Genomic DNA, 12341 nt, shown 5'->3' with positions numbered 1-12341 from the left:
CATCGCCCTCGCCGCCGCGAAAACACAGGCTCTGGAAGCCTCAATCACGCGAGCAGAAATAACTGAGGCACGCACAACACTTTCGCGAGCATCTTGACATGAGTCATCACGCCCCGCGCCGCTATCGGGCCAGAATGCTACGGGCGATCTCATCGGCGTCGCGGAGGGTCCGCTGTCCGCTGGCGTAGGCCGGTCCGGTCCGCGGCCGGGCTTCCGCGGCAATGGCCGTGCCCCATTGCGTCGCAGAAAGTTGAAGGCCCAAAACAAACAGGTGTTTTGTGACGGATCCGTTCGCAGCCACGGGCCGGTAGGGATGCGGTTCCACGTCCAGGCCTGTGGTCTGCACGGGCGCGCCCTCACCGCCCATCATGATTTTGGTACGCACCAAGCCATCAGCCATCAGTTGCTCCAGCAGCGGGGAGACGTTCATGCCCACCCTGTTTGCCGGCGACATCGCCTCGATGAGCGTCGGCGCCTCAACCGGCGCATCGTGTACCCACGGCGAAACCGCCCGGAACACCCTTTCGCCCCTGTCCACGCTGAACTTCGGGTCCGGTCCGACAAAACTCACGACGCCGGCACGCGCCAAGGCGGCCAACTGCTCCGAGCGCAGCGCAGGCGCTCCGCTGGCCAGTCCTTCAACGAAGGACTCAAACCAGCCCCGCAACCCTGCGAGCCATGACTCGTCCGTAATGCCGCCGTCTGCCACCACCGACTTGAGGATTGCCCGGCCGGTGTGCAGGGCGCCGATGGCCATCTTGACCGGGTCCGCTTCGCCCAAGGCCGATCGCCGGGCATCATCATCCAGGTACGCGGTAATGGCCGCGTCCAGCTCACCCCGGGAGGCAAAGGTGCGTCCTGCCAGCGGTGCAGCAAGTCCACGGAGGTTCAACCGGCGGGAGGAAACGACGTGCTTTTCGACGAGATCGCCCACGCTGCCCTCCCAATGCGTGGTGGTGTGCGCATGCGGCTGGAGTGCGTCCTCAAGATCAGCGAGGAACTGGGCAGGGTCCTTTATTGCCGTGGGCTGGGACCGGGCCAACGTCGAATAGTAGGCCCACAGCGCGTCGCGGTGAAGCAGTGGCCAGAGGTCGTGGTCAAAGCCCGGTTGGATTCCGGCCGCGCGGAACCGGTCCACGGCGTCTTCGGTCAGGTAACGCATGGTGATGCTGCGTGGATAGTAGCCGTCCAGGCCCGCTTTGGCCCGGTACGGCGTGCCCCTGCGGGAGGCGGCGATGATCTTCGGCTCCCGGCCCGATGCCCGGTACTCCAGCACACCGGCCCCAGGCACACCCGCCTCAACGAACGTGCCTCCCCGGCCTTCCGTCAACTGCCCCATCACGTCGAAGAAGTTCAGCCCCATACCGCGGACCAGTACTGGCTCGTTGTCCGGCACGGCCCGCCAGTCCACGTCCGCTGGCGGCGCGGGCGGGAAGTACAACAGACCCTGTTCGTCCGCGGCCCTCTTGAAAGAGCGCTGCTCGGGATTCAGGCGGGACTCGATATGTCCCAGCGCGAGGACCACGGAGCCGACGGTGAGGGACGCACCGTTGGCCAGTTCGACGTCGAACCCGTCCTTCACAGGCCGGGCAGCCACGGCGAGTGTCTCGTGGAAGGTGACCTCAACGCCGTCGGGCAGCCGGTTCAGCAGCCCCTCCAGGGTTTGCCTCAAGTACCGTCCGTACAGCGCCCGGCTGGGGAAGTCGTGCGAGTCCAGGACAGCCAGCTCCGCCTTTTCGGCGGCGTTCAGGCCCGCACCATCACGACGCCGGGCCTCACGCCACTGGTCGAACGAACCACCCGTCAACGGCTGGGCAAGCCCGGGTTCCTCAGGGATGAGCGTCGGGTAGAAGGACTGGGTGTTCATCAGATACAGGCGCGACTGCTCCGGCTGCCACACATGGCCCGAACCGGCCGGGAAAGGATCCACGACATGGATGTGCAGGGCGGTCGATTCAGGTGTCTGCGCGGCCCAATTCGCAAGCAGCCTCTCAAGGACACTGGTGCCCCGAGGGCCGGCCCCAATCAGGGCAACACGGTTGGTTTGCGATTCATCCACGCTCCAGCCTAACTTCTGCGTGACTTGCTTACCGTTGAACAGTGTTGCTTGGATGGGGCGATGACCACCACAGAAGCTGATCAGACGCCACTTCCCGAGAATGACACTGCGACGGCCGCCGGACCGCGCCACGCTGCGGACGTCGCGCCTGAGCCCACGGATGAAAACGTCTGGCTGGAAGACATCCACGGCGAAGAACAGCTGGCGTGGGTCCGCGAACAGAACGCCCGCACCGAGGAACTCCTGGAGGACTCCGAGTACGCCGCTGTTGAAGCCGGCATCCTGGAAGTCCTCGACTCAACGGACCGCATCGCCATGGTCTCCAAACGTGGCGACTATTACTACAACTTCTGGAAGGACCAGGAACACCCCAAAGGCCTCTGGCGCCGCACCACCTGGGAGAGCTACCTCAGCGAGGAGCCGGAGTGGGATGTCCTGCTGGACATAGATGCCCTGGCCGCCGCTGAGGGTGTCGAGTGGGTGTTCCACGGCGCCGGTTTCCTCCGTCCCGCAGATGGCAGCGAGTACCGGCTGGCTATGGTTTCGCTCTCCCCCGACGGCGGCGACGCTGACCGCCACCGCGAGTTCGACGTCGAATCCCGCACCTTCGTGGACGGCGGCTTTGACCTCCCCACAGCCAAAGGCAACGTCAGCTGGCTCGATGCGGACACCCTCCTGGTGTCCAGCACCGCCGAAGGGCTGCCCGCGACGACCTCCTCCTACGCACGGACCGGTGTGAGGCTGCGCCGCGGCCAATCGCTTGCCCAGGCCGAGCGCCTCTTTGAAATCCCCGAGGACCACATGCTGGCAATGGTGGCCCACGACTCGACCCCAGGCTACGAGCGCACCTTCGCCGTGGACTACATCGACTTCTACAACCGCACCACGTCGTTGCTGAAGGACGACTCATGGGTGGCGATAGACGTTCCCACCGATGTGAATATCAGCGCCCACCGTGACTGGCTGCTGTTCCGTCCGCAGCAGGACTGGGATGTTGCCGGCATTGTGTATCCGGCGGGGTCCTTGCTGGCTGCTGACTTCGATTCGTATCTTGCGGGGTCCCGTTCCCTGCTGGTCCTCTTCACCCCGGACGCCCAAACGTCGTTGCAGTCCTGGAGCTGGACCAGGGAATACCTGCTGCTGAACCTCCTGCGCGATGTCTCCTCCGAGATCCGGGTGCTGGATCCATCCACTGTTGACGCCGGCGGCGTGTGGGGATCCACCCTCCTGGATGCGTGCCCGCCGCTTCACGACGTCAACGCCTATGCCGTGGACGACGAAGACCAGGGCCCTGGCGGCAATGACTTCTGGCTGGTGGCCACCGGCTTCACCACCCCCACTACCCTGACCCGCGGAACCCTGACACGCGGTGCGGATGGGCAGTCTGATGGCGGGCAGTCCGGCGGTGTGGTGAGCCAACACGCCGAGGTGAAGCGGTCGCCGTCGTTCTTCAACGAAGCCGAATACGAAGTCCAGCAGCACTTTGCGGTTTCTGAGGATGGAACCAAGGTTCCCTATTTCCAGGTCGCGTCCAAGGACCTGGTGCTCGACGGCCAGAACCCCACCCAGCTCTCCGGCTATGGCGGATTCGAAATTTCCCGGACCCCGGCGTACAGCGGATCCATAGGGCGGGCCTGGCTCGAGCGGCGCACAGTGGGCGCCTCCGCCGAGGACGGCGCCGAAGCACACTCGCGTGGCGGCGTGTACGTTGTGGCCAACATCCGAGGCGGCGGCGAGTACGGACCCTCATGGCACCGCGCCGCCCTCCAGGAAAACCGGCACCGTGCCTATGAGGACTTCGCTGCCGTGGCCAGGGACCTGATCTCCCGCGGCGTCACCAGCCGCCCCCGCCTGGGCTGCGTGGGCGGCTCCAACGGCGGGCTCCTGGTGGGAAACATGCTGACCCAGTACCCCGAACTGTTCGGTGCCGTATCCTGCGGCGTGCCACTTCTGGACATGCGCCGGTACACCAAGCTGTCCGCGGGGTATTCGTGGATTGCCGAATACGGCGATCCCGATGTCCCCGGACAATGGGAGTTCATCCGCACGTTCTCGCCGTACCACCTGCTTCACGACGGTGTGGAATACCCCGAAACGTTCATTTGGACCGCCACGTCCGATGACCGGGTGGGACCCGTCCAGGCCCGGAAGATGGCCGCCCGCATGCAGGCGATGGGGATCCCGAACGTCTGGTTCCACGAGGCACTTGAGGGCGGACATGCCGGAGCCTCGGACAACCGGCAAGCGGCGGCTTTGCAGGCACGGAGCAACCATTTCCTGTGGCGTTCGCTGGCTGGAAGCAACTAACCTCTCCGCCGGGCCCGATTCGATGGTTCCCTGCGCACCATGCCGTGCCAACGGCCTATCCTGCAGCGAACCATCGAAATGGGCGGGCGAATGGCCGCGTTTTGCACTGGACCGCAGGTTCTGCGTATCCTTGGTGGGCTAGCAATAGCAAAGGGAGACGTGCCAGAGCGGCCGAATGGGCTTCACTGCTAATGAAGTGTGGGGCACAACTCCACCGGGGGTTCAAATCCCCCCGTCTCCGCGAATTGGTCCCGGTTTTCGAACCGGGACCTTTTGCGTTTAACCGCGCTTCGCTCCGCCGCTGACTTCGGCCCCCGCATGCCGATGAAGCGTGAGGCTGTCCACAGTGCTGACCAGCATCAGCACCGCCATGGCTACGAAGGCCCCCTTGTACGCCGACACTTGGTCCGGGCCGAACACGTCTGTGGCCTCAAAAAGGCGCAGGAACAAGGCACCCACCGCGATCCCGGCCGCAGCCGCCAGCTGAACCAGCGTTGCGGAGATGGCGTTGGCCGAGGGCAACTGTCCAGGGATGATGTCCGCATACTGCACCGAGGCGTACGCGGAGAAACCGATGGAACGGAAGGCACCGCTGAACAGCAACAAGGCGAAAATGAGCGGCTCGGGTGTTTGGGCATCAAGGAAAGCGCACAACGCAAACGTCACGGCCGAAGCAAACGACGCAAAGACCAGCACGGGCTTGAACCCGAAACGCCTGATCAAGGGCGTAGTGGCCGGTTTGATCCCAATGTTGCCCACGAACACCGCTGCCACCATCACCCCGGCCTTGAGGGGATCCCAACCGAACCCGTCCTGGAACATCAGCGGCAGCAGGAAAGGGACAGAACTGATGGTCAGCCGGTATATGAAACCCCCGGTGGATGTTGCCCTGAACGTCCTGGTTCCGAAGACGCTGAGGTTGAACAGCGGAACTTTCGCCTTGCTCATCCACCAGACCGCGCCCGCGAGCGACAGCACCCCTGCGGAAACCACTCCCGCGGCCAGCACATTCGATGCGTGTCCCCCCAGGGTTTCCAGCCCCACCACCAACGCGCCTACACCCAGGGTGGTGAGCAGCAAGCCGAACCAGTCCAGCCGGCGCTTCCCGTCGAACTGCGTTTGCGGCACCAGCCTGAGGGCTGCAATGAAGGCAGCCAGGCCCAGCGGGACGTTGATGATGAAGATCCAGTGCCATGAAAGGAAGGTCGTGAGGGCGCCGCCCACCATCGGGGCCAGGACAGGAGCAAGGAGCCCGGGCCACACCAGATAAGCGGTAGCCCGGAGAAGCTCGGATTTGGGGGTGCCCCGCAGCACCACCAGGGTGCCTACGGGAACCATCATGGCCCCGCCCATGCCCTGCGCCACCCGGCTGAGCGTGAGCATAGTCAGGTCGGTGCTGATCGCACAGAGCAGCGAGGCAATGGTGAACACGGATATCGCAAGGCAGAAGATCCTGCGAGCGCCAAACCGCTCAGCGAGCCAACTGCTCAACGGAATGCCCATGGCGACCGTCACCAGGTACGCCGTCATGGTGATGTTGATGTCAGCAGGTGCCACCCGGAAATCGGAGGCGATGCTGGGGATGGCCGTCGTGAGGATGGTCCCGTCCAGGAATTCCATGAAGAACGTCGCCGCCACGAGCAGTGCCAGGCGCGGCCGCCAACTCGTCTGGTTGGCTGCGTCGACGTCTGTGCTGCTCGGGTTTGTGCTCATGGCTCCGGTCCGGGTTCTGGCGTATGGCCCGCGACAGGGAGCGGGCTGTTTGGTCGATCCTATAGAGGCAGCGTGGGAGCGATCACAACATGACGCAGTCCTACCGGACTGGGCAGCCGCTCTACCCCGCTTGGGCCAGCGCCAGCGGGAGGACCGCACCCACCCCGGCCTGGCGCAGTGCCCTGGCCGAGACGGTCATGGTCCATCGGCTGTCAATGAGGTCATCGACCAGCAGTACGGGTTGGCCCCCGGTACCTGCCAAGGCCTGGGCAAGTTCGGGACCGACCACGAGCCTGTCCCAGACCCCGGCCAGCCGATATGCACTGTTGCCTCCACGAGCTCCCGTTGGCCCACCGTGCTGGGGCTGCAGTTGCCCGAGGTAAGGCATCCGCCCAATACCGGCTATTCCCTGGGCCAAGGATTCGACCAGCTGCGGCTTGCTCCGTGACGGAATGCTGACAACTGCCGCAGGACGGCCGACCCCGCTCCACGGGGTTCCGCCTTCAGCCCCTGACCATTCGCGCAGTACCTGGACGCATGCCTGCAGCATGGCAGGGTCTACGGCGCGGTCCGGAGCGCCGGCGGCGAACAACTCCCGGAGGGCTCCGCCCCACCCGAGGTCGGTTAGCCGGGCCAGGATCCGCCCTTCGGACACGCTCTCGTCGGGCTTGATCTTGCCTTTGACCGCAACCCCGAGCCTGTCCATGCCGCTGGGCCATTGAAGGCGTGGTTCCACGGCTATGCCGGCTCGCCGCAGGGTTTGTCCCGCGGTGTCGGCTGCCGAGGCTGCCACGTCCACGGGGAACCAACGGCCAGCGCAGTTGTCGCAACGGCCGCACGCGGCAGCTGTTTCGTCGTCCAGTACTGAGGTGATGAATTCCATTCGGCAACCTGCGGTGTCCTGGTAGATCACCATGGAGTCCTGCTCGTCCACACGCGCCTCGGCGATGCGCGCGTACCGCTCGGCATCGTAGTTCCACGGCATGCCGGTGGAACGCCACCCCCCGCCGACGCGTTCTACTGCGCCGTCAACTGCCAGGACTTTGAGGAGGAGTTCCAACGGCGTGCGGCGAAGATCCACCCGGGCTTCCAGCGCGACGGTGGAGAGGGCGGATCCTGCCTCCCCGAGGACGGCCAGTACGGCGTCGGCCTTTTCCGCGGATGGCATGGAGGCTGTGGCAAAGTACTGCCAGATTTCACGGTCCTCAGAGCCGGGAAGCAACAAGACGTCCGCGTTGGCTGCCCCACGTCCAGCACGTCCAACCTGCTGGTAATAGGCAACAGGTGAAGACGGCGCGCCAAGGTGGATGACAAAGCCCAGGTCCGGCTTGTCGAAACCCATTCCCAGGGCGGACGTGGCCACGAGGGCCTTCACCTGGTTGTCCTTGAGGAGTTGCTCAGCGCGTTCCCGGTCCGCGGGATCTGTCCGTCCCGTGTAAGACAGGACGTTGTGTCCCGCTTCTGCGAGGAGCCGGGCGGTGTCCTCTGCGGCCGAAACCGTGAGCGTGTAGATAATCCCGCTGCCGGGCATGTCGGCCAGGTGAGTCAGCAACCAACCCAACCGGTCCCGGGAATCGGGCAGGGTCAGAACGCCGAGGCGCAGTGATTCACGGCCGAGAGCACCCCGGATGGTCAGCACTCCGTCGCCGAGTTGTTCCTCGATGTCATGGACCACCCGGGAATTGGCTGTGGCTGTAGTGGCCAGGACTGGCACGGATGCCGGCAACTGCGCGATGAGATCGGCAATGCGTCGGTAATCGGGCCGGAAGTCGTGCCCCCAGTCCGAGATGCAGTGAGCCTCGTCAATCACCAGGAGACCGGTACGACGGATGAGCTCCGGGAGCTGGTTCTCCCTGAAGGACGGATTTGTCAGACGCTCAGGAGAAACCAAGAGGACGTCCACCTCGTCTGCGGCCAACTGGGCCAGGACTGTGTCCCATTCCAAAGCATTGGCAGAGTTAATGGCCACGGCACGCACACCTGCCCGCGCGGCGGCGGCAACCTGATCACGCATGAGGGCGAGCAGGGGCGAGACAATCAGCGTTGGACCCGCTCCCCGTCTCCGCAGCAGCAACGATGCGACGAAATAGACAGCTGACTTTCCCCAACCGGTTCGCTGGACAACCAACGCCCGCCGGCCGGCATCAACCAATGCCTCGATCGCTTCATACTGGCCGTCATGGAACTGCGCTTCGGGGTGCCCCACCAACTCCCGCAGGCACGCCAAAGCCTGTTGCTGGGTGGGTGATTGCACGGAAACGGCAGCGTTCTGGGAGTTGTTGGCCATCACCCCAGTATTCCAGCCGACCCTGACAGCCAGAACCGTTCATCCACGCTATGTGGACAACGGCTATCCACATAGCTCCCTTCCGCATTCATGCCCAATTGCGTTGCCACAGTAGGATTGAGCGCGTGACTAGCGAGCAGAACAAGACATTCGACCTCTCGGCATCCTTCAAGGCGTATGACGTCCGTGGGATCGTGGGTGAATCCATCACGGCTGAAATCGTCGAGGCCGTGGGCGCTGCCTTTATCGACGTCCTGGGCCTCGAGGGCGAGACCGTCCTGGTCGGCGGCGACATGCGTCCCTCCTCGCCCGAGTTCAGCCAGGCCTTTGCCAACGGCGCAGCCACGCGTGGAGCGAACGTCCAACTGCTGGACCTGATCTCCACAGATGAGCTCTACTACGCATGCGGCGCTTTGAACGCCGCCGGCGCCACGTTCACCGCCAGCCACAACCCTGCCGAATACAACGGCATCAAAATGGCCAAGGCAGGTGCCCAGCCCATCTCCTCCGAGTCCGGCCTGAAGGAAATCCAAGCCCTCGCAGAGCAGTACCTGAACTCCGGCACCATCCCTGCAGCGGCCAACCGCGGCGAGATCGGCGTGCACGACGTCCTGAAGGACTACTCCGAATACCTGCGCAAACTCGTGGACCTTTCCGGCTCCCGTCCGCTGAAGATCGTCGTGGACGCCGGCAACGGCATGGCCGGCCTGACCACCCCGGCAGTCCTTGGAGACAAATTGCTCCCGGCACTGCCGTTCGAGATCGTCCCGCTCTACTTTGAACTGGACGGTTCGTTCCCCAACCACCCGGCCAACCCCCTGGAACCGGAAAACCTCCGCGACCTGCAGGCCGCTGTCATCAAGCACGGCGCGGACATCGGTCTGGCCTTCGACGGTGACGCTGACCGCTGCTTCGTGATCGACGAAAAGGGTGAGTCGGTCTCTCCGTCCGCAATCACCGGCATGGTTGCCCGCCGGGAGATCGCCCGCGCCCAGGCAGCAGGGGAACACACCCCTGTGATCATCCACAACCTCCTCACGTCCAAGGCCGTGCCCGAACTGGTGGCCAAGGACGGCGGCCGTGCGGTACGGACCCGCGTGGGACACTCCTTCATCAAAGCCGTCATGGCCGAGGAAGGCGCCGTGTTCGGCGGGGAGCACTCAGCGCACTTCTACTTCCGGGATTTCTGGAACGCCGACACCGGCATGCTTGCTGCCATGCACGTCCTGGCCGCCCTCGGCGAGCAGGACGGTCCGCTCTCCGAGCTCGGCCGCCAGTACGAGCCGTACGTCTCCTCCGGTGAAATCAACTCGGAAATCGAGGACAAGGCAGGCGCAGTCGAGCGCGTCCGCATCGACTTTGAAACCGAAGACATCGACATCGACCACATGGACGGCAGCACGTTCGCGGCCAAGGATGGCAGCTGGTGGTTCAACCTGCGCCCGTCCAACACCGAGCCCTTCCTGCGCCTGAACGCAGAAGCCAAGGACCAGTCCACCATGGAAAAGATCCGCGACCGCGTCCTCGCACTGGTCCGGGCGTAGGTCCAGGCATGAGTGACCAGCCCGTCACCGATGGCGTTTCAGGAGAATCGGACCAGGATCGCGAACTCCGTGAAACCCTGGGAACCGCGCTTGGAACCGCCCAGGAGCATCTCCAGCAGAACGGCGGTTTCTTCCCGTTCGGAGTCACGTTGTCCGAGGACGGCGAGCTGCGGATAGTGATGATTGCTCCTGGCGAGCCGGACGAAAACGGTGACGTCGACGCCGGTCAGATGCTCTCGGACATCCAGGACCTTCTCCGCCAGGGCCGTGATGAGTTCCGGGCCATCGCAGTAGTAAGTGACGTCAGCCTGCCGGACCATGGATCTGACGGTATCCACGGCGCAGCCGAGCACCGGAACGGCGACGTTCTGGCCGCCATCATCCCGTACTCTCCCACGGCGGAGGGCTTTGCCTTCAACGCGATGGAACCCGATACACACGAGCCATCCATCTGGGTGGACTAGACCCTAACCGTGAGCTGGACCCGACCCGTGAGCTGATCCCATGAAGATAAACGCGTTCGCAGATGTCAGCCTCCGCGCCATCATGGTGTTGGCCGCGGCACCCGACGGTACGCTGCTGACCACCCAGGCAGTGGCCGACGCCGTCGGGACACCGTACAACCACGTCAGCAAGGCCATGGTCCGCCTGCGTGCACTGGGTTACATCGACGTCGAACGTGGCCGGCTGGGCGGTTCCCGGCTCAATGAATCCGGACGGCGGGCCACCGTCGGGGAAGTCCTTAGGCATTTGGACAGCCGGCAGGATCCGGCGGAGTGCCAATCTCCCACAAAGAATTGCCCGCTTATCACTGAATGCGGCCTGCGCCACGCGATGAATCGCGCCCGGGAGGCCTTCTACCGCGAGCTCGATACCGTGGTCATAGCTTCACTCCCCCACGCCCGCCAGATGAACCCGGTGTTCCAATCCATCGGGCTGCGCCCGGAGTTCAGGGTACCGGCCACCCAGCCGTAAGCGCCCTCGGCAACCCCGGAACGACTTCCCTGGCAGCTGGCCCCTTCACAGCTTGCACAACTCTTCTACGCAGTGTAGAAATTGAGGTATAAATATATGCATTTGAAATGCTTATATATCGGCCAGTCAAGGCTGACCCCTACACCCAGGAGAACCATGCTCTCGGAAAAGTCCCGGCCCATCATCGAAGCAACCCTCCCTTTGGTGGGTGCACGGATCGGCTCGATCACGGCCGACTTCTACCAGCGGCTTTTCGCAGCGCATCCCGAATTACTCGATGGCCTCTTCAGCCGGTCCAACCAGCGTTCAGGCGATCAACAGCGGGCTCTCGCCGGGAGCATCGCGGCGTTCGCAACCCACCTGGTGAACAACCCCGGCACACTGCCCGAAAAGGTCCTCTCGCGGATCGCCCACAAGCACGCCTCACTCGGGATCACCGAGGATCAGTACGGCGTGGTCCATGAGCACTTGTTCGCCGCCATCGCCGCAGACCTGGCCGACGTCATCACGCCGGACATTGCGGAAGCCTGGACCGAGGTGTACTGGCTGATGGCCGACGCCCTGATCAAGCTCGAAAAGGACCTCTACGCTTCCCAGACGAACACAAAAATGTGGATGCCGTGGCGCGTAACCGCCAAGGAAGCCGCGGGCGCGGACGCCATGACATTCACCCTGGAAGCTGCGGACGACACCCCAGCCACGGAAGCGATCCCGGGTCAATACATCAGCGTCAAGGTCCGCCTCAGCGACGGCCTGCGCCAAGTGCGCCAGTATTCGCTGTCCGGTGACACGGGCACCAACCGAACCTTCACCACCAAACTCAACGACGGCGGCGAGGTATCCACCGCCCTGCATGCCGGCGTCGAACCTGGCGACATACTGGAGATCTCGAACCCCTACGGCGAGATCACCCTCAAGGATGGCGATGGACCGGTCGTCCTGGCATCCGCGGGAATCGGATGCACTCCCACGGCGTCCATTCTGCGCTCGCTCGCGGAGTCCGGCACGGATCGGCAGGTTATGGTCCTCCATGCCGAGAAGACCATGGACAACTGGGCGTTGAGGGGCCAGATGACGGCAGACGCCGCGACGATCGACGCAGAGCTGCAGCTCTGGCTTGAATCACCCCATGCCGGTGCCAGCGAAGGCTTCATGTCCTTGCGGGAAGTAGACCTGCCCGCCGAGGCATCGCTCTACCTGTGCGGACCGCTCCCCTTCATGAAGAAAATCCGTGACGAAGCCATCGACGCCGGCATCCCGGCCACCCGGATCCACTACGAAGTGTTCGGGCCGGACGTTTGGCTCGCCAACTAAAGCACGCACATCACGACGGCGGGGGGGGGGGGGGGGGGGGGGGCGGGACAAGGACCGAGAGCGCGGGCGGGAGGAGGTCAGGAAGAAAAAGAGGGTGGGGCAGATAGGAGCGCGGGGGGCTGCGGGACCCGGCGGGCGAGCG

At 64.2% G+C, this 12341-nt stretch carries 8 protein-coding genes and 1 tRNA gene; 6 read left to right on the top strand and 3 right to left on the bottom strand.

What is annotated here, in order from left to right:
- Positions 1–121 precede the first annotated feature (121 nt).
- The gene (locus tag LN996_RS22145) at positions 122–2059 is read right to left on the bottom strand and encodes an FAD/NAD(P)-binding domain-containing protein (RefSeq protein WP_231343219.1); all 1938 of its coding nucleotides are present in this window, start codon (positions 2057–2059) and stop codon (positions 122–124) included.
- A 60-nt stretch (positions 2060–2119) separates the two neighbouring features.
- Here LN996_RS22145 and LN996_RS22140 point away from each other — a divergent pair, with 60 nt between their 5' ends.
- A complete protein-coding gene (locus LN996_RS22140; RefSeq protein WP_231343218.1) occupies positions 2120–4366 on the top strand; it encodes a prolyl oligopeptidase family protein in 2247 nt (748 codons plus the stop codon).
- A 153-nt stretch (positions 4367–4519) separates the two neighbouring features.
- Positions 4520–4607 (top strand) — tRNA-Ser (locus LN996_RS22135).
- Positions 4608–4645: 38 nt separating this feature from the next.
- Here the strand turns inward: LN996_RS22135 and LN996_RS22130 are convergent.
- Together LN996_RS22130 and LN996_RS22125 are read right to left on the bottom strand one after the other, a co-directional pair.
- Positions 4646–6079 (bottom strand): MFS transporter, encoded by a 1434-nt coding sequence (locus LN996_RS22130; RefSeq protein ID WP_231343216.1) that lies wholly within the window; start codon positions 6077–6079, stop codon positions 4646–4648.
- 121 nt (positions 6080–6200) lie between these two features.
- Positions 6201–8366 carry an ATP-dependent DNA helicase RecQ gene (locus LN996_RS22125; RefSeq protein WP_231343214.1) on the bottom strand — a complete coding sequence of 722 codons (2166 nt, stop codon included), beginning with the start codon at positions 8364–8366 and terminating at the stop codon, positions 6201–6203.
- A 125-nt stretch (positions 8367–8491) separates the two neighbouring features.
- On the opposite strand from LN996_RS22125, the gene LN996_RS22120 reads away from it, so the two are divergent.
- From LN996_RS22120 to LN996_RS22105, 4 genes are all read left to right on the top strand, one after another.
- Positions 8492–9910, top strand: a complete 1419-nt coding sequence (locus tag LN996_RS22120; protein ID WP_231343213.1) for a phosphomannomutase/phosphoglucomutase — start codon at positions 8492–8494, stop codon at positions 9908–9910.
- Positions 9911–9918: 8 nt separating this feature from the next.
- Complete coding sequence (locus LN996_RS22115) at positions 9919–10374, top strand: hypothetical protein (protein WP_231343209.1); 456 nt, start codon at positions 9919–9921, stop codon at positions 10372–10374.
- A 40-nt stretch (positions 10375–10414) separates the two neighbouring features.
- Entirely contained in the window at positions 10415–10885 is a 471-nt protein-coding gene (locus tag LN996_RS22110) for an Rrf2 family transcriptional regulator (RefSeq protein ID WP_231343207.1), read from the top strand.
- Positions 10886–11041: 156 nt separating this feature from the next.
- The gene (locus tag LN996_RS22105) at positions 11042–12199 is read left to right on the top strand and encodes a globin domain-containing protein (RefSeq protein WP_231343205.1); all 1158 of its coding nucleotides are present in this window, start codon (positions 11042–11044) and stop codon (positions 12197–12199) included.
- Positions 12200–12341 lie beyond the last annotated feature (142 nt).

It is taken from the genome of Arthrobacter sp. AK01 (genome assembly GCF_021109375.1).
In the GTDB taxonomy this organism is placed as follows: domain Bacteria; phylum Actinomycetota; class Actinomycetes; order Actinomycetales; family Micrococcaceae; genus Arthrobacter.
This window is presented reverse-complemented; position numbering and strand designations above follow the sequence as displayed.